Source organism: Chryseobacterium antibioticum, from assembly GCF_012927325.1.
In the GTDB taxonomy this organism is placed as follows: domain Bacteria; phylum Bacteroidota; class Bacteroidia; order Flavobacteriales; family Weeksellaceae; genus Chryseobacterium; species Chryseobacterium antibioticum.
The window spans coordinates 77,664-96,458 of sequence record NZ_JABBGI010000006.1; the positions used below are offsets into that span (position 1 = coordinate 77,664).

Sequence of the window (18,795 nt, forward strand, 5' to 3'; positions counted from 1 at the left end):
AACGTTATCAGATTGTAAATATATCAGCTATTTTTAGATCCAAATAGTTGTATCGAACACATTTTGCAATATAGATCTTTTTGTCTATAAACCCCATTGTGTTGAGATAGGCATTTCTATGAGTAATAAACTTTGAATAAAGCTCTGTTTTATTATGATCTTCTTTTGGTGACATTTCTTTAGCTCTTTTTAAAGCATTTAAATACGGATGTACATAATCTTTAAAATATTGTTTGCTTTTTGGAAGTTGTTCAGTATCTTTTTTTTCGGCTGCAGACCTTAAACCATATACTTGGTTAGAATGCAGCCTGTATGAAGACAGTGATTTAGGAATAAACCCAAGTGCGTTTTTCATGCTCAGTTTTTGAACAATGAAATAATCGTGGGCTACCGGGAAATCCTTAAGGTTATATTTTGCTAGGGCTTCTCTTTTTATTGCCAATGCACACCCCAGAATGAAACTTCCTTTATTTACTAATGCTGTAAAAAGCTCACCTTCTGAAATTTCTTTATTAACAGTTTCATGCGAAATATTTTTCCAGTTGAGGTATGATGGTTGAGTATTTTCTTCATCCATCAGTTTTAAATCATGAAATACTCCGTCAAATTGAACATTAGCTTCAAAAAAACGTATAGTTTCCTCTATTTTATCTTTTTCCCAAATATCATCTTGATCACTTATGACAATAATTTCATGAGTAGTTAAGATAATTGCTTTTTCGAAATTTTTAATGAATCCTAAATTCGTTTCGTTTCTAAAGACTTTAAAAATATGTGGATAATTTTGTTGATAAGCTGAAAGAATCTCAATAGTTGAATCTGTTGACATATCATCACAAACAACAATCTCATCCGGAGCCGTAGTCTGAGTAAGAATAGAATCCAGCTGTTGAGATAAGTATTTTTCACCATTATAGGTACATAAAGCAACCGATACTTTCATTGTTTAATATAATTAATAGATGTTTTTATAATTACCGTCCAATTTGCCTTTTTCATCCACTTTCCATGAATTTGAGTTGGAAGAAGTATTGATGTAAAACCTTTGCTCATCACTAAGATTATTTATATCCAGATACCATCCGCCATGTGTACATGTGAAATCAGCGGCCATCCGAATGGCATTCATGAATATTCTTTTACTCGTATCAGGGATATAATTAGGAGTATAAAGCGCAAAAGTAGTGTCAATATCAGCAAAAAACATGTCTTTTTCGACTTCTTTCTGCCAAAACTGGGATTCCCAGTTAAGAACATTTTTTTTCAATGGATAACTTTCAGGAATATCATCCAGCCGAAGAGCAAATCCTATTTTTGTAATTCTACCTGAATATTTAAATAGCTTATTAATAAGAATTCTCATAAATTTCTCAGGCAGTTGATCATTAGGGATGATATCCGCATCTGTAACAATATAATATCCCTTTGAATATTTTTTTTGTAAAACAGGGCTTTTAAAAAACACTAAATGTCCTGCATTTTCTTCCTGATACTCGATTGTGATTTTGTCTTTTATTTCTTTATAATATTCTAATAAAGGGGGATAGGTAGATTGATTATCTATCACTACAATGTTTTTAAAACCTCTTTTGAGATAAAAATCTATCTGCTGTTTTAAATAAAACAACTGGTTGTAGTTAATTATAATAATCGGAATTTTCTTAGGTTCAAAATATTGGGATCTAAGAACAGGATTGTTCATCAAGCTTTTGATAAAACTTACATATTTTCTGATTCCTTTTGTGTTTTCTTTTAAGTAGTTTTTTAATTTTAAAATGAAAATGAGCATTGGTATAATGCAAGCTTTCATATTAAAAGGTACATTTTTTAAAAAACGATTAGCCTGATAACCATTTTTCTGGATAATATTATTGAATATTTTTCTATTCTTTTCAAATAAAAGTTCCTTATTCACTCTGTTTTGATAAGATGTAGAGTTCGGACTGTAATGGTTTTGATGAAGGATAATTTCAGAATCAACAAAGGTAATTTTCATTCCTTTTCTTTTTACCCTCCAAACGAAATCATTATCATCAAAAGCAATTCCCAATGAGAGCAATTCGCTAAAGCCACCTAAACTATCCAAATCTTTTTTGGTAATGGCAGTACAAAAGTGATACGCTTCCGGTCTGTGAGTAGAATGATTATACCATCCTGCGTCGCCATCTTTTGTTACAATGTGGTCATTCTCCTGAATGTTTTGTTTAATTCTTTCAGGAGCTTTAATGATTTCATTCAGGTTGTCTGTTACTTCTTTATCAAGAGAAAAGCAAGCAAAGCTGAGATAAATATTATCTTTAAGATTTTTATCTGTGTATTCTAGAATATTTCCCAAATGAAAACATTCAGGATTTTGAAGGATTATTTGATCACCTTTTGCTGCATTAAAACCAATATTGAAAGGTATACATGAGTTTTGATACCATTTTTTATCAGGATCAAGTCGGATTACTTTTAGAAAAGGATATTTCAGCGTTAAATCTTCTAACCGTTCTTCCTCTTTACTTCCGTCATCCACAGCGATTACTTCAAAATTTCCCTGGTAATTTTGAAGTTTAATACTTTCCAGTGTTCTTTTGAAAAGTTCTTTACGGTTATAATATGCTGTAACGATAGAAATCATTATAAAGTGTCTTTAATCAGTGTTTTATCTCTGTGTTTTATTATTTTATTACCCAGATTTATAAATGGTTTTTCCAAATATCTTTCAAGAATTAATGCTACAGGATAACAGGTAACGATTGTTAAAATCAAATACAAAAGCATATTTTGTGATTTTTCTGTAGGATCTAATAAATAGAAAGCCAGAATAAAATGAATAATATATATTGAGTATGATACCATCCCTATTTTTTGAAAAATAATATTATTTATAAATGTTTTTTCTAAAATCTTAATAAGTCCACAAAATGATATTCCTGAAAGAAGAGGAACAAAGATAAATGATTTGATTTTCCAGAAATAAAAAGATATAACTGTAAAGGCTATAAAAATGAAAATGGCATTTAATAAACTTATCTTTTTATTATAATTATAATAAAGAATCCCAATTATAAAAACAGGAAGCTGAACAAGAATATTAAAATATAAAAAAGAATTATTTGTGATATTAATTTTAAAAAAAAGAAATAAAAAATAACATATAAATATAATAAAAATCGATTTTATCATTAAGTAACCAGAAAATAGGAACTTATGTAAAAACGGGAAAACTGTATAAAATAACATTTCAGTACCTATAGACCACCCTCCCGGAACAATTGAATTGTTTGCAGAAGGAATAAGTCCATGTAGGAATACGATATTTGCTAATATATTTTTTGGAGTATAACTATTGCTATCTTTAAAATAAGAATTTAAAAAATAATACAATATTATTCCTAAGTAATAGATTGGAAATATTCTAAAAAAACGTCTTATATAAAAATTTGTAGTTGCATGGTTTTCAGTTTTTCTACTATCATGGGAAATGCAAAGAGTAAATGCAGAAGCAATAAAAAACAATTGTACACCCATTTGTCCGTAATCGAAAAACAGTTTCATTGTATCAGATTTGAAATGATATATTTGTGAAATATGTACTGAAATTACCATTAATATGGCAATCCCTCTGGCTGAATTTATAAAACCGAATTTCATAAAATTATCACATTAAGATTATTTCTTTTCAGCATTCCAATCACTTTGCAATCCTATTTTACCAGGTCGTATGATTCCGAACTGTTGCAGGTATGAGTTTTCATTTTCTTCTAATTCAAAATTGATGAAAAAATTAGGCATATAATGAATAACCTGATTACTCAATGGAGAATAAATGGCAAAAGTTGCAACATAATAACCTTGTGTAAGCATCCCCTTTGGTAATTTACACTGTAATTTCCATTCTCCTTTCTCACTTTTAATATACCTTTGGCTAGTATAATCGGAAGTCCAATAGATTAATTCATCATGCTGATCTTTGATGTCAATGGTAATATAAGCATCCTCCACAGGAGTTCTAGTAGTGACATCAAATTCAAATATTAGATCATCGTCAGTAAAAAGTATGTGGTGGTCGTTTGGTTTTGCCAGTTTTACTCTATTTATTTGCATTTTAGCATCAATTGCCGATGGGTAATTAATTTCAAAATTTTTCTCACCACTTCTGAACTCCAGATCATATCGGTTTAAAACATTTTCCATATTATCCTGACAAACGATACTTCCTTGCTTTAAAAGTATCCCTTTTTGACAAAGTCTTCTTACGGCAGCCATATTATGACTTACAAATAATACGGTTCTTCCTTCTCCCTTTGTAACATCACCCATCTTTCCCAAGCATTTTTTCTGGAAATCAGCATCACCAACAGCCAATACTTCATCCACAATAAGGATTTCGGATTCTAAATGGGCTGCTACGGCAAACGCAAGACGGACATACATTCCCGATGAATATCTTTTTACAGGCGTATCAATATACCTTTCAACCCCTGAGAAAGCCACAATTTCATCGAATTTTCTTGTGATTTCCTTTCGGGTCATTCCCAAAATAGCACCATTTAGATATACATTTTCTCTTCCTGTCATTTCTGGATGAAAACCTGTTCCTACTTCTAATAATGATGCAATTCTACCTTTGGTATAAATTTTTCCGGTAGTAGGCTTTGTTACTTTACTTAATAATTTTAATAAAGTAGATTTTCCTGCTCCGTTTTTTCCAATGATTCCTACGGCATCTCCCTGTGTGATTTCAAAATCAATATCACGAAGAGACCATACATATTCAGAAGTTCCTTTAGTTGTTCTGTCATTAGCTTCGCCAATTTTGAGATATGGATCTTCTTTTCCTCGAATGGTATACCACAATCTATTTAAATCGTGAGAAAGAGTTCCTGTTCCGACTTGTCCCAAGCGGTATTGTTTTGATATATTTTCTGCCTTTAAAGCTAGCATATTTTAAATTTTATTTTAATAACTTATACAGTATCCATAAAGGTTTTTTCAACCCTATTGAAGACGACTACTCCTATGGCCAAAAGAATAAGAATAATGATCGTACTAATCCCTAACATTATAGGAGAAAAATCTCCAACACCTAACCATGCATATTTGAAACATTCGAAAATACCGGTTAAGGGATTGTAATAAGATAGTTTTTTAAAAATTCCCGGAAGTGAGGATGCCGGAAAAATAACCGGTGTAGCATACATATATAAGCTTACCCCAAACCCAAGCAACATGCTTAAATCTTTATATTTTGTAGTAAGAGAGGAAAATATCATCCCTGCTCCTAAGGCAAACAGAGCCATAAGAAATATGAGAAAAGGAGTAGCCAGAATCCAGATGTTAGGATGAACTTCTCCTTTATATAAGTAGTAGCCCCAACCAATAATAAAAAGAAGAAGCTGAACTCCGAAACGCATCAAATTGGAAATTACAACTGAAAGTGGAGTTACAAGTCTCGGAAAATAAACTTTACCAAAAATTGAGGCATTTCCTGAGAATGTATAGGAGGTTCCCAACAATGAGCCTGAAAAATAATTCCAAAGCGTAACGCCTGCAAGATAAAATAAAATGGGGGGTGCGCCATCTGTAGGTAATTTAGCAATTTTACTAAATACAACAAGATATACAATAGTTGTTAAAATAGGATTGATAAAAAACCAGATAGGACCTAAAATAGTTTGTTTAAAGCTTGATATAAAGTCTCTTTTTACAAACATATAAACCAAGTCTTTATAGTTCCATACCTCTTTTAATTTTAAATCAAATAAAGTATGGTTAGCATCAATCGTTTCTGTCCACTTCTGCTGTGGTTCATTCATTTGTGTAGGTTTTTGCAAATTTAAAATATTTAATTCTTATTCAACTTTCCTGATTAGTGAATAATTGTTTACATAAAACGGAAAGTAACAACTAATGTATTAAAATTTGTTATTATAAACAAAGAACTATTAGCTATAAAGCTAATAGCCCTTTAAATTTATAATAATTATTTTTATTTATTAACAGATCGTTTAGATAATCGCCGTAGTTTTCTTTAATTAAATGAGGGTCTGAACCCTAGCTAAAACTCGTTGACTGCTTTAATGATCGCCTGAATTTCTTCTTCTTCTAAAACAGAAGAAATAGGAAGACTCAGTACTTCATCATGCATTTTTTCCGTAATAGGAAATGAAAGGTCACTATATTCTTTATAGGCTTCCTGCTTATGAGGTGGAATAGGATAGTGGATGATAGTCTGGATTCCTTTTTCCGTTAAATAGGCCTGGAACTCATCCCTTTTTTCTGTTCTTACCACAAAAACATGCCATACATGTTCATTTTCATCAGCCGGATTTTCAGGAAGGAGGATCTTGGGATTATTGATTTCAGAGATCAATCTTTTAGCAATTTTCCTTCTGGTCCCATTCTCGTGACCGATGTATTTAAGCTTCACATCTAAAACGGCAGCCTGAATTTCATCCAGTCTGGAATTTAAGCCTTTGTAAATGTTTACATATTTTTGGTTTGAACCATAATTGGCTATTGCCCGGATGGTGTCAAACAGTTCTTTGTCATTGGTGGTTACCGCTCCTGCATCGCCTAAAGCCCCTAAATTTTTGCCAGGATAGAAACTGAAACCGGCTGCGTCACCAAGGTTACCCGATTTTATACCGCTCCATTCTGCTCCAATAGCCTGGGCATTATCTTCTACGATCTTTAACTGATGCTTTTGGGCAATATTTTTAAGCTCTTCAGAAAAAACAATTCTTCCCTGAAGGTGAACAACAAGAATAGCTTTCGTTTTTGGACTTATTTTTTCTTCAATTTTTGAAATGTCAATATTATAGGTATTGGCATCGGGCTCTACAAATACCGGAACCAGTCCGTTATCAGATAAAGCAAGAACTGAAGCAATATAGGTATTGGCAGGTACAAGAACTTCATCTCCTGCTTTCATGACCCCTAATTCTATATAAGCACGAAAAATCAAGCGTAGGGCATCAAGGCCGTTCGCTACCCCTAAAGCATATTTTGAACCAATATATGATGCCAGATTGGTTTCAAAGCTTTTGACTTCGCTTCCTAAAAGGTACCAACCGCTTCTGAAAACACTTAAAAGTTTGTTTTCAATTTCTTCCTGATGTTGTAAATTGACCTTTTGAAGATCAAGAAATTTTATCATAATACTTTATTTTAACGCTGATTTATTTTTTTCTTAAGCAAACTGCTCCCCATGAATAGCCAACTCCAAAACCTACCAGCATGATGTTTTTTAAATCTCTTGTTGTGAGTGAATTTTTAAACGCAATGGGAATCGTAGATGATACGGTATTACCATAATCCAGCATGTCTATAACGAAATTCTCCTGCGGAATATTAATTCTTTTTCTTAAAAAATCAAGCATAAAGGTATTGGCCTGATGGAAGATAAAGGTATCAATGTCACTTTTTTCAAATCCATTGATCTTTAAATTTTCCTGTACCAGACCTGGAATTGCTTTTGAGGTGAAATCAAAAATTTTCGGACCGTTCATGTGAAGATAATTGTCTTTGTCTTCTGCGTCTTCTGTTTTTTTGTTTCTTACCGCACCGTTTTTAACGATTAGATTTTTGGCACCTTCTCCATCTGTTCCTACAGAAAATTTTAAAATTTCAAAATCTCCGTCATTGGAAATGAGTGTTGCCGTTGCGGCATCTCCGAAAAGACTTATATTTCCCTTGTCATCCTCATGAATGTGTTTTGAATAGGTTTCTGCCGTTATCAAAACTACATTGTTCATCATTTTAGCATCAATAAGAGCATTGGCAAGAGATAACCCGTAAATATATCCCGAGCATCCCTGATTGATATCTATAGCCCCACAACTGGTATTTAAACCAGCTTGAGCCTGCACGATACAGGCTGTTGCAGGAAGGAAGTAATCAGGACTTTGCGTACATACGATCAGATAATCTATGGAAGATTTATCGATTTTGTGTTCATCAATCAGCTTATTAAGAGCTTTCACTGCAATATCTGAAGTAAACTCATCATCGCCGGTAATATTTCTGTTTCTGATCCCTATCTTATCGAGGATTTTATCACTGTCCCAGTCCGGAAATTTTTTTGAAATCTCCTCATTGGAAATTGTTTTCTCCGGAATATAGGTTGAAATATGTTGTATAAAAGCCATTATTTACTGTTTATTTTTTATTCTCAATAATGAAGGAGTAAAGCTCATTGATATTTTTGAACGATGTAATCTGTTCAGGGTCAATATCAAGGCCGTAATTGTCCTCAATCATTACATTTACTGCCATGGCTGTAAGAGAATCCCAATAACTTTCTTTATTGTATTCTGTTTCCAGACCTATTGGGGTATCCGGGTTTTCTAACTCCAACTGGAAATTTCTGATAAATTCATTAACTGACATATGATTATACTTTAAATTTTTAAAATATTTTAAAAATAGATGATTAAAGTTTTTTAATATAATAATGGTTATCTGATCAGTTTGAGCTGAAATAGTTTTTAATGATGAGTGTCTTAGGTTTAAATTAATTATTGTTTTTTCTCAGCAACAAAAGCATAAAGCTCGTTGATGTCTTTGAACGAAGTGATCTTTTCAGGCTCCATATCAACGCCATATTCATCTTCGATCATTACTTTTATCACCATTGCAGTAAGAGAATCCCAGTAACTTTCTTTATTGTAAGCTGTTTCAGGTTCTACTACTGTATCTGTATTTTCCAGTTGCGACTGGAAATTTTTAATAAATTCGTTTATTGACATAGTTTTATATTTTGAATTTTTTGAGAATATTTGGGAGTATTGTATTAAAAGTGTCCTTTTTTAACAGGTAATAATTATTTTCATCGTCGCTTCTGATCAGCTCGGGCTGGAAAAGTTTATGATAACTGTTCACAGAAGTGTTCTGCTTTCTTACCTCAAACTGAAGCGTGTCAAATCCTAATTCATTCAGAACGTAATTTTTCACCGCAATATCTACTTTGATGGAATTCTTAATGTTTGAATACTCAGGTTTGGAGACCCAGCTTCCTATTTCAGGCAATCCGGAATCTATTTTATAAACCCTGTATGTTGCATATTCTTCATTGTTTTCATCAAATGCAATGAAATAAAACTCCTTTTTCTGTTGCTCCCGTTCTTTATAGCTTAAGATCCATTCTTTCTGAGCATTGACATCCGGAGAAGTTTTTGAAATAAACCTTGATTTTTTTTCATTATTCCTGATGGATACTATAAATGCAGCGTCATCAGTCTCAACAAATCTTAATTTAATTCCTTTATATTCAATTACCATCTTCTGTTATTTATTTTTTTGTGCTACCTCTTTAAAACTTTCATAATCTCTGAAGTAGTCTTCCTCGTCATAGATTTCCGAAGCCAGACACAACAGTACAGCATTATGTGAAAACTGAATATCTCTCCATACCAGTTTGGGAATATACAGCCCTTTGGTAGGATGATCTAAAGTAAAAGTCTCCTTGTTGCCATCCTTATCTTCCGTATTAAAAATAATGGTTCCGGAAACAGCAAATATCATTTGCTGCAGTGCTTTATGGGCATGTCCGCCTCTCGTTACATCATGAGGTGTATAATAAGTCCAGTAGACACGTTGTATCTCAAAAGGAACATTCTTCTCGGTTTCCGCTATGGTAATGTAGCCCAGTTGTGATGATCCTATTTTGTCGAATGTAATGATTTGTGGTTTATTGTATTCCATTAATGTTTCTAAATAGTTCTTTAAAGTTCCCAAAGTTAATTATAAAATTACTATCGGAAAGAAGCCTGTTATTATTATATAGCTATACATAAAAATCTACCTCGGACTAGAAGAAAGTGTTAGAAGGGGCTAGACTAAAAAAAACTACTGGCTATAAAGCCAATAGTTGTTGAGATTTATAATAATATAACTATAATATTATTTTCTAACGAGTTGCTTAAGATATTCACCGTAACCGCTTTTACCGTATTTTTCAGCGGTTTCAAGTAATTTTTCTTCGTTGATGAATTTATTTCTGAAGGCAATCTCTTCTATACACCCGATTTTGAACCCCTGTCTTTTTTCAATAACGCTTACAAATTCAGAAGCATCATTCAGAGAGTCAAAAGTTCCTGTGTCAAGCCAGGCGGTACCTCTGTCCAGAACACCTACTTCTAGTTTTCCTTTACTTAAATAAACATTGTTGACATCAGTAATTTCAAGTTCTCCTCTTGCAGAAGGCTGAATGTTTTTAGCAATTTCTACCACTTCATTATCGTAAAAATATAAGCCGGGAACTGCATAGTTTGATTTTGGATTTAATGGCTTCTCTTCAATGGAAACAGCTTTAAAATCATCATCAAATTCTACAACACCATATCTTTCCGGATCAGAAACATGGTAAGCGAAAACTACACCACCATCCGGATTGGTTTTGTTTTTCAGCAATGTGCCCATTTCAGAGCCGTAGAAGATATTGTCTCCCAATACTAATGCAACAGGATCATTTCCAATAAATGTATCCCCCAGAATAAAAGCCTGTGCCAGTCCGTCCGGGCTTGGCTGTACCACATACTCTATGTTACATCCGATCTGAGATCCATCACCCAAAAGTTTGATAAACCCTGGCTGGTCATGAGGCGTTGTGATGATCAGTATATCTTTGATCCCTGCCAAAAGCAGCGTTGAAAGAGGGTAGTAGATCATCGGTTTGTCATAAACAGGCATCAGTTGCTTGCTTACGGCGATTGTAAGAGGGTAAAGTCTTGTTCCGGATCCTCCGGCCAATATGATTCCTTTCATCGGTTATTTTTTTATGTTTTGTATTGCGTGATCGATCTGGTTTCTGATATTTAGATCAATGGTGGGATTCATTAAAAGTATAGAATTGTTTTGTGATAACTTGCCCCCTATATTTTTGTGAAACCGAACTAGTTCTTTCAAATGTTCTTCTGAAATAAAAGAAAAAGAACTGTATAATGAAGTTTTAAAACCATCAAAATCAAAGTTTCTGATAATAGAGCGGGCCTGTTCTTTGGTAAGCAATTCCTTAGGTGGGTCTACGTTGTAGTCGAACATCTTAAGTTCAATATACCCTTTGACGTAATTCTTGAGCGCTTCTTCATAATGGGAAACTTCTATAAATTCATCGATGAGGCTTTTTTGAGCCAGATTAGCCGCCGCCGGAGGCGGAGGAAGTGTCTGAGCTCCTGCCAGAGAAAAGAATACTATAGAAAGCAACAGAAGAAAGTGCTTCATGATCATCTTAATTATATTGATTTTCGTAATATTTCTGGTAGTCACCGCTGGTTACATTCTCCAGCCATTCCTTGTTTTCCAGGTACCAGTCAATGGTTTTTCCTAAACCTTCTTCAAAAGTTACAGACGGCTTCCATCCTAAATTTTTGTTAAGTTTGTCTGCATCGATAGCATAACGTTTGTCATGTCCGGGTCTGTCTTTCACGAATGTGATCAGTTTTTCAGAATAGCCTTCCGGTTTTCCAAGTTTCGCATCCATTTGCTTGATCAGTTCTTTGACAAGATCAATATTCTGCCATTCGTTGAAACCTCCGATATTGTATGTTTCTCCGGTTTTTGCTTCATTGAATATCTGATGAATAGCTCTGGCATGATCTATAACGTATAGCCAGTCTCTCGTATACTTTCCGTCACCATAAATAGGCAATGGTCTTTCGTTAATAATATTTGAGATACAAAGAGGGATCAGCTTTTCAGGAAAGTGATTCGGGCCATAGTTGTTTGAGCAGTTAGATACAATGAATGGCATTCCGTACGTATTTCCGTATGCTCTTACCAAATGGTCAGAAGCTGCTTTTGATGCGGAATACGGAGACTGTGGGTCGTAAGCAGTGGTTTCTAAAAAGAATCCGGTTTCACCAAGACTTCCGTAAACTTCGTCTGTAGAAACGTGGTAAAATAGATTTTTTCTTTTTTCGTCCGGAAATCTTCCATGTGTGTGATCAGGATTCATTGTCCAGAATTCCTTACATAAATTAAGGAGATTGGCTGTTCCGTTTACATTCGTATTGATGAAAGCCATTGGATCTGTAATACTTCTGTCCACGTGACTTTCTGCTGCCAGATGGACAACTGCATCCGGATTGTATTTTTCAAAAACCTTTCTTAGTTCTTCAGGTTTTGTAATGTCGGCTTTTTCGAAAACATAATTAGGTTCATTTTCAATATCCTTCAGGTTTTCTAAATTTCCTGCATAAGTAAGGGCATCTAGATTAATGATTGTAGTATTCGGATTATTTTTCACGAATTCTCTAACGACATGGGAGCCTATAAATCCTGCTCCTCCGGTAATAATTATATTTTTCATCTATTTATTTTCTATGGTCTTTCTTCCTATACTTTTATAATGGAATCCGTTTTGTTGAGGGATTTCCAATGGATACATATTTCTTCCGTCAAAAATGACTTTGTTTTTCATTTTCTTGGCCATAAGTTCAAAATTAGGATTTTTAAATTCAGGCCATTCTGTAGCGATAAATAAAGCATCTGCATCTTCGAGTGCATCATACATTCCTTTCGCGTACTGTATTTTGTCTCCAAGAAGTTTCTGTACATTACTTTCTGCTACCGCATCATACGCAGCAATTTCTACGCCCTTTTCTAATAAAAGAGCAATATTGTCCAAAGAAGATGCTTCACGGATGTCATCTGTGTTGGCTTTAAATGCCAGTCCCCACATCGCGATTTTCTTTCCTCTGATGTTTCCTCCGAAATATTTCTCAATTTCTGAAACCAGAATTACTTTCTGAGTCGTATTGACTCTTTCTGTGGCTTCAAGAATCTGGAAATTGAAATCTTCCTGTATTCCGGATTTAATAAGGGCTTTAACATCTTTAGGAAAACAGCTTCCGCCGTATCCAATTCCCGGGAAAAGAAATCTGTGGCCAATTCTGTCATCACTTCCCATTCCCAGTCTTACTTTATCAACGTCTGCTCCTACTTTTTCGCAGTAATTGGCGATCTCGTTCATGAACGTGATCTTTACAGCTAAGAACGAATTGGCAGCGTATTTTGTAAGTTCCGATGATTTCTCATCCATAAAGATGATCGGAATTCCTGTATTAGTAAATGGCTGGTAAATTTGAGCCATGATATTTTTGGCTTTTTCAGAGCTTGCGCCCACCACAACTCTTGAAGGATTCATAGAATCTTCCACGGCAAAACCTTCTCTTAAGAATTCAGGGTTTGAAACTACATCAAAAGGAATATTAGTTTTGGCAGCAATCACTTCTCTCACTCTGTCTGCGGTTCCTACCGGAACGGTGCTTTTATTAACGATGACCTTATATTCGGTCATCATTTCTCCAATGTTATTGGCTACCTGAATGACATACGAAAGATCTGCAGAGCCGTCCTCACCCGGGGGTGTCGGCAATGCGAGATAAATGACTTCGCTTTTGTCCAAAGCCTCCTTAAGGTTGGTTGTGAAAAATAATCTTTCAGATTGAATGTTTCTTAAAAACATTTCTTCAAGGTTTGGCTCATAGATGGGAACAATGCCGTTTTTCAAACCTTCTACTTTCTTTTCATCAATATCAACACAGTATACTGAATTGCCAAGTTCTGCCAGGGTAGTACCTGTAACCAGCCCTACATAACCTGTTCCTACAATTGTTATATTCAAAATGTATGTTTTTAAATTTTAGCACAAAAATAATAAAAATACTTTCACATGCTTCTTTAATTTGCCTTAATGAAAATTTTAATGTATTTAGTTGATAACTAACTAGATTTTGCTTTTTTAGAAAAAATGCGTATATTTGCAGAGGATTTACAGGAAAAAATGAAAAGGCTTCGGAAGAAAGCCTTTTTTCGTACTGGTAAATCAAGATAATTAATGTATGGAGTTTAGAAAAAGAATTGAAGAATTATTAAACGAATTCCTTGAGACTAGAGAGGATTTGTTTCTTGTTGATCTAAAGATTTCTGCAGGAGATGATATTACGGCAATCTTAGACGGTGATAATGGGGTGACTCTTCAGGACTGCCTAGATGCAAGCCGCGCTATAGAGTTTAATATGGATCGTGAAGAGCATGACTTCAGCCTTCAGGTAATGTCTGCAGGATTGAGCGAGCCACTATCGGCTCCCAGACAGTTCAAGAAAAATTTCGGAAGAGAGATTGAAGTAATGCTGAATGATTCTTCCAAGATTGAAGGCGAGTTGGCTAAAGTGGATGATGAAAAGATCACACTTATTTTACGCTACCGAAAACCGAAAGATATCGGAAAAGGGAAAGTGGATGTGGAGGAGGAAAAAGAAATTCCTTACTCTGAGATAAAAAAGGCGTTAGTAGTAATTAAATTTTAAAAGAAAAAAGAATAGATGGATAATATAGCGTTGATTGAATCCTTTGGTGATTTTAAAGACGAAAAGGGGATCAGTAAGATTGATCTTATGGCGATTATTGAAGATTCACTGAAGACTCTTTTGAGAAAAAGATTTGATTCAGATGATCATTTTGATGTAATTGTGAATCCTGATAAAGGAGATTTTCAGATATTTTTAAATAAAACGATTGTAGAGGACGAGATGTCCGAAGATGATGATCTGGAAATTGAACTTTCTGAAGCTAAAAAGATTGACCCTACTTTTGAAGTAGGTGAAGATTTTACGATGGAAATTCCTGTTGCCCAATTGGGAAGAAGAAATATCCTTACTTTAAAGCAGATCCTGGCGACAAAACTTCAGGAGCATAATAATGCAATGCTTTATGAGCAGTTCAGAGATAAAATCGGGGAAATTGTTATTGGAGAAATTCACCACATCCGTCACAAACATGTGATCTTATTGGATGATGAGGAGAACGAATTCATTTTGCCAAAAGAAAACCAGATCCCGTCCGACTTCTTTAAAAAGGGTGAAAATATCAGAGCTATTGTTGAAACAGTAGATTTTAAAGGTTCAAAACCGCAAATTATTATTTCCAGAACTGCACCTAAATTCCTAGAGAAATTATTAGAGCTGGAAATTCCTGAGATCCAGGACGGAACCATTATGCTTAAAAAAGTAGTGAGAATTCCTGGTGAGAAGGCGAAGATCGCAGTAGATGCTTACGATGACAGAATAGATCCTGTAGGCGCCTGTGTGGGGGTGAAAGGATCAAGAATTCATGGTGTGGTAAGAGAGTTGAGAAATGAAAACATCGATGTTATTCAGTGGTCTAAAAACCCTGAAATTTTGGTAAAGAGAGCTTTAGGAAATGTTACCATCAACAAAATTGATATCAACGAGGATTCAAACTATGCTTTAGTTTATACGCCGGTTGAAGAGATTTCTAAAGTAATTGGAAAACAAGGGCAGAATATCAGACTGGCTTCTTGGTTGACAGGATATGAAATTGATGTATTTAGAGAAGCTAGCGAGGATGACGATGTTGATTTGAGAGAATTTAATGACGATATCGAGCAGTGGATTTTGGATGAATTTAAGAAAGTAGGTCTTACTACTGCGAAATCAGTATTAGATAAGGATACTGAAAGTCTTTTAAATATGGTAGATCTTGAAGAGGAAACTATCGAAGATGTAAAGCGTATTCTAAAAGAAGAATTTGAAGATTAAGATTTTTAATAAATTTTAATAAAACAGTAAAAAAGAAATACTTTAATTTTAAGAATTAAAAAAAATAGTAAATAATATAGATGCCAAAAATAAGATTAAATAAAGCGGTTAAGGAATTCAACATTTCGATGTCTAGATTGGTAGAGTTTTTACAGTCAAAAGATTTCGAAGTTGAAAACAATCCTAACGCTCAATTAGAAGAAGCGGCATATTCTGCATTGGAGGCTGAGTTTGCCAAAGACGGTGAACAACGAAAAGCTTCCCATGAGGTGGTAATCACGAAAGTTCCGGAAGAAAAACTGGAAATTGAAGAAAAGAAAACCCCTGAAGTAATAAGAGCTAAAGCAAATAAACCAGAAACTAAGATTTTAGGTAAAATAGATCTTGAATCTAAAGGACCTGAAGTTGAAGAAGCACCTGCGCCTGCAGCACCAGTACAAGCGCCTGTACCCGTAGCTGCACCGGTTGAAGAGAAGAAAGAAGAAGTTGTGGCTGAACCGGAAGTTAAAGCAACTCCTGAAAAACAGGAATTCAAAGTTCTGGACAAAATAGATCTGTCCCAAATAGAATCTAGAAATAGACCTGTAAAAAAAGATAAACCCAAAATGGAGGAGAAAAAAGAAGAGGAAAAACCGGCAGAACCTGTGAAAGAAACTCCAAAACAGCCAGAACCTGTTGCTGAAACGAAGGCAGAGCCTCAAAAACCAGCTGAGCCTGAATCTCAGAAAATTGAAACTGTTTATCAGAAACTTGACGGTCCTAAGATCGTAGGGGAAAAGATAGACTTAACGCAATTTGCACCAAAACCTGGTTCAGGCGCTAAAAAGAAAAGAAAGAGAATTGAAAAACCAGGCGGTCCAAACCAACCGGGCCAAGGGAATAATCAAAACTCTGGAAACAATAACAATAACCAAGGAGGTCAAAACCGTCCGCAAGGTCAGGGAGGCCCAGGAGGTAACCGTCCACCAGGTCCAGGAGGTCCGGGAGGAAACCGTCCACCAGGACAGGGAGGTCCAGGAGGTAACCGTTTTGGAAACAACCAGGGAAATCGTCCGCCGGGTCAAGGAGGAGGATTCAAAAAAGGTCCAGGCGGAAACAATACTAACAACAGACCTGGTCAAAGAACGATGCCTGTTGAGCTTACTGATGAGCAGGTTAAAAACCAGATCAAGGAAACCCTTGAAAAACTTACCAACAAAGGAGGTAAGTCTAAATCTGCAAAACACAGAAAAGACAAGAGAACATACCGTAGAGAACAGGACGAACGTCAGCAAGAAATTGACGCTCAGGACAGAACATTAAAGGTAACTGAATTCATCACAGTAGGTGAACTGGCTAGTTTAATGAATGTTTCTCCTACAGAAGTTATTTCTGCTTGTTTCTCACTAGGGGTAATGGTAACCATGAACCAAAGACTTGAAGCAGATACCTTATTATTGGTTGCCGATGAATTTGGATTTAAAATTGAGTTCTCAGATGCTGATCTGGAAGAAGTAGAATCTGAAGAAGATATGGATACTGAAGAGGATCTTTCCTCTAGAGCACCAATTGTAACGGTAATGGGGCACGTTGACCACGGTAAAACATCTCTACTTGACTACATCAGAAAAACAAATGTTATTGCTGGTGAATCAGGAGGTATTACACAGCACATTGGAGCATACAACGTAAAATTAGAAAACGGGCAAAGAATTACATTCTTAGATACACCGGGTCACGAAGCGTTTACCGCGATGAGAGCCAGAGGTGCTCAGATCACCGATATTGCAATTATTGTAATTGCAGCTGATGATGATGTGATGCCACAAACGAGAGAAGCAATTTCTCACGCACAGGCAGCAGGAGTACCAATGATCATTGCATTGAACAAAGTGGATAGACCAAGCGCTAATCCTGATAATATCCGTCAGCAGCTTTCTGGAATGAACATCTTAGTGGAAGAATGGGGAGGAAATGTTCAGGCACAGGAAATTTCCGCGAAGTTTGGTAACAATATGGACGTTCTATTGGAGAAAGTATTACTTCAGGCAGAAATGCTTGATCTGAAAGCTAATCCGGATAGAGCAGCTCAAGGTGTTGTTATTGAAGCTTCATTAGATAAAGGGAGAGGATATGTTGCTACAATGTTAGTACAGGCCGGTACCTTAAAGGTTGGTGATTACGTAGTCGCTGGTAAAAACCACGGTAAAGTAAAAGCAATGCTTGATGAAAGAGGTAGAAACCTTAAAGAAGCTGGGCCGTCAATTCCTGTTACCATCTTAGGTTTAGATGGAGCACCGACAGCTGGTGATAAGTTTAAGGTATATGCAGACGAAAGTGAAGCTAAAACCATTGCTAATAAGAGAGAACAACTACAGAGAGAACTTTCAATAAGAACTAAAAAGCATACTACGCTTGAAGAACTTGGAAGAAGAATCGCATTAGGTGAGTTCAAGGAATTGAATATTATCCTGAAAGGTGACGTAGATGGTTCCGTAGAAGCATTATCTGATCAGTTACAGAGATTATCTACAGCAGAGATCAATGTGAATATCCTACATAAAGGAGTTGGACAGATTACCGAATCTGATGTTAACTTAGCTACAGCTTCTGATGCGATTATCATCGGATTTAACGTAAGAGCGGGTGCTAATGCTAAAGAATTAGCGGATAAAGAAGAGATCGAGATCAGAACATATTCAGTAATTTATGCTGCGATTGATGAGGTTAAAGAAGCTATGGAAGGCATGCTTTCTCCTGAGATCAAAGAACAGGTGATGGGTAATGTTGAGATCAGAGAAGTATTCAAAATCTCTAAAGTGGGTACCATTGCAGGATGTATGGTTCTTTCAGGAAAAGTAACGAGAAGCTCGAAAGTAAGAGTACTTAGAGACGGTATCGTTAAATTTGACGGAGAACTGGAAAGCTTGAAGCGTTTTAAAGACGACGTAAGAGAAGTAACCAAAGGTTACGAATGTGGTCTGAACCTGAAAGGGTACAACGATATTGAGACCGGAGATATTCTTGAAGTCTACGAACAAGTAGCCGTTAAGAAAAAACTGAAATAATAGTTTTTTTAATATAAATATGAAAGCCACTTTTTATAAAGTGGCTTTTTTGTGTTTGATTGTTATTTGTGTTAATAATTGATGGGGATACGATTGTATGAATATTAAAAAGTATAGCAGGAAGATATGTTAATGTATTAGTACGAATTTTAATAATCTTGGAAATTGAAAATAACATAAAGTATTATTATGTTGAT

18 protein-coding genes are annotated in these 18,795 nt (G+C 35.1%); 3 read left to right on the top strand and 15 right to left on the bottom strand.

What is annotated here, in order from left to right:
* Nucleotides 1–7: 7 nt before the first annotated feature.
* The 15 genes from HHL23_RS06170 to HHL23_RS06240 form a co-directional block, all read right to left on the bottom strand.
* Nucleotides 8–943 carry a glycosyltransferase gene (locus HHL23_RS06170; protein WP_169233937.1) on the bottom strand — a complete coding sequence of 312 codons (936 nt, stop codon included), beginning with the start codon at nucleotides 941–943 and terminating at the stop codon, nucleotides 8–10.
* A 12-nt stretch (nucleotides 944–955) separates the two neighbouring features.
* Entirely contained in the window at nucleotides 956–2,623 is a 1,668-nt protein-coding gene (locus HHL23_RS06175; RefSeq protein ID WP_169233938.1) for a glycosyltransferase family 2 protein, read from the bottom strand.
* Nucleotides 2,623–3,639 (bottom strand): acyltransferase family protein, encoded by a 1,017-nt coding sequence (locus HHL23_RS06180; RefSeq protein WP_169233939.1) that lies wholly within the window; start codon nucleotides 3,637–3,639, stop codon nucleotides 2,623–2,625. The genes HHL23_RS06175 and HHL23_RS06180 overlap by 1 nt, the downstream gene beginning before the upstream one ends.
* An 18-nt stretch (nucleotides 3,640–3,657) precedes the next feature.
* Nucleotides 3,658–4,932, bottom strand: a complete 1,275-nt coding sequence (locus HHL23_RS06185; RefSeq protein WP_169233940.1) for an ABC transporter ATP-binding protein — start codon at nucleotides 4,930–4,932, stop codon at nucleotides 3,658–3,660.
* 23 nt (nucleotides 4,933–4,955) lie between these two features.
* On the bottom strand, nucleotides 4,956–5,804 hold the full coding sequence (locus HHL23_RS06190; protein WP_169233941.1) for an ABC transporter permease: 849 nt from the start codon (nucleotides 5,802–5,804) through the stop codon (nucleotides 4,956–4,958).
* A gap of 242 nt (nucleotides 5,805–6,046) precedes the next feature.
* Entirely contained in the window at nucleotides 6,047–7,147 is a 1,101-nt protein-coding gene (locus HHL23_RS06195; RefSeq protein ID WP_169233942.1) for a DegT/DnrJ/EryC1/StrS family aminotransferase, read from the bottom strand.
* A 22-nt stretch (nucleotides 7,148–7,169) separates the two neighbouring features.
* A complete protein-coding gene (locus tag HHL23_RS06200; protein WP_169233943.1) occupies nucleotides 7,170–8,138 on the bottom strand; it encodes a ketoacyl-ACP synthase III in 969 nt (322 codons plus the stop codon).
* A gap of 10 nt (nucleotides 8,139–8,148) precedes the next feature.
* Nucleotides 8,149–8,379, bottom strand: coding sequence for an acyl carrier protein (locus tag HHL23_RS06205; protein ID WP_169233944.1), 231 nt, complete (start codon nucleotides 8,377–8,379; stop codon nucleotides 8,149–8,151).
* Between the two features lie 128 nt (nucleotides 8,380–8,507).
* The gene (locus HHL23_RS06210) at nucleotides 8,508–8,738 is read right to left on the bottom strand and encodes an acyl carrier protein (RefSeq protein ID WP_169233945.1); all 231 of its coding nucleotides are present in this window, start codon (nucleotides 8,736–8,738) and stop codon (nucleotides 8,508–8,510) included.
* 4 nt (nucleotides 8,739–8,742) lie between these two features.
* The gene (locus HHL23_RS06215) at nucleotides 8,743–9,270 is read right to left on the bottom strand and encodes a GNAT family N-acetyltransferase (RefSeq protein WP_169233946.1); all 528 of its coding nucleotides are present in this window, start codon (nucleotides 9,268–9,270) and stop codon (nucleotides 8,743–8,745) included.
* Between the two features lie 6 nt (nucleotides 9,271–9,276).
* Complete coding sequence (locus HHL23_RS06220; protein ID WP_169233947.1) at nucleotides 9,277–9,693, bottom strand: sugar 3,4-ketoisomerase; 417 nt, start codon at nucleotides 9,691–9,693, stop codon at nucleotides 9,277–9,279.
* Between the two features lie 198 nt (nucleotides 9,694–9,891).
* On the bottom strand, nucleotides 9,892–10,755 hold the full coding sequence (gene rfbA, locus HHL23_RS06225; protein WP_169233948.1) for a glucose-1-phosphate thymidylyltransferase RfbA: 864 nt from the start codon (nucleotides 10,753–10,755) through the stop codon (nucleotides 9,892–9,894).
* A gap of 3 nt (nucleotides 10,756–10,758) precedes the next feature.
* A complete protein-coding gene (locus tag HHL23_RS06230) occupies nucleotides 10,759–11,211 on the bottom strand; it encodes a hypothetical protein (protein WP_169233949.1) in 453 nt (150 codons plus the stop codon).
* 7 nt (nucleotides 11,212–11,218) lie between these two features.
* On the bottom strand, nucleotides 11,219–12,298 hold the full coding sequence (rfbB, locus tag HHL23_RS06235; RefSeq protein ID WP_169233950.1) for a dTDP-glucose 4,6-dehydratase: 1,080 nt from the start codon (nucleotides 12,296–12,298) through the stop codon (nucleotides 11,219–11,221).
* On the bottom strand, nucleotides 12,299–13,615 hold the full coding sequence (locus HHL23_RS06240) for a UDP-glucose dehydrogenase family protein (protein ID WP_169233951.1): 1,317 nt from the start codon (nucleotides 13,613–13,615) through the stop codon (nucleotides 12,299–12,301).
* A gap of 217 nt (nucleotides 13,616–13,832) precedes the next feature.
* Here HHL23_RS06240 and rimP point away from each other — a divergent pair, with 217 nt between their 5' ends.
* From rimP to infB, 3 genes are all read left to right on the top strand, one after another.
* The gene (gene rimP, locus HHL23_RS06245; RefSeq protein ID WP_169233952.1) at nucleotides 13,833–14,300 is read left to right on the top strand and encodes a ribosome assembly cofactor RimP; all 468 of its coding nucleotides are present in this window, start codon (nucleotides 13,833–13,835) and stop codon (nucleotides 14,298–14,300) included.
* A gap of 15 nt (nucleotides 14,301–14,315) precedes the next feature.
* The gene (gene nusA / locus HHL23_RS06250; RefSeq protein WP_169233953.1) at nucleotides 14,316–15,551 is read left to right on the top strand and encodes a transcription termination factor NusA; all 1,236 of its coding nucleotides are present in this window, start codon (nucleotides 14,316–14,318) and stop codon (nucleotides 15,549–15,551) included.
* An 80-nt stretch (nucleotides 15,552–15,631) separates the two neighbouring features.
* Nucleotides 15,632–18,598 (top strand): translation initiation factor IF-2, encoded by a 2,967-nt coding sequence (infB, locus tag HHL23_RS06255; protein ID WP_169233954.1) that lies wholly within the window; start codon nucleotides 15,632–15,634, stop codon nucleotides 18,596–18,598.
* Nucleotides 18,599–18,795: the final 197 nt, after the last annotated feature.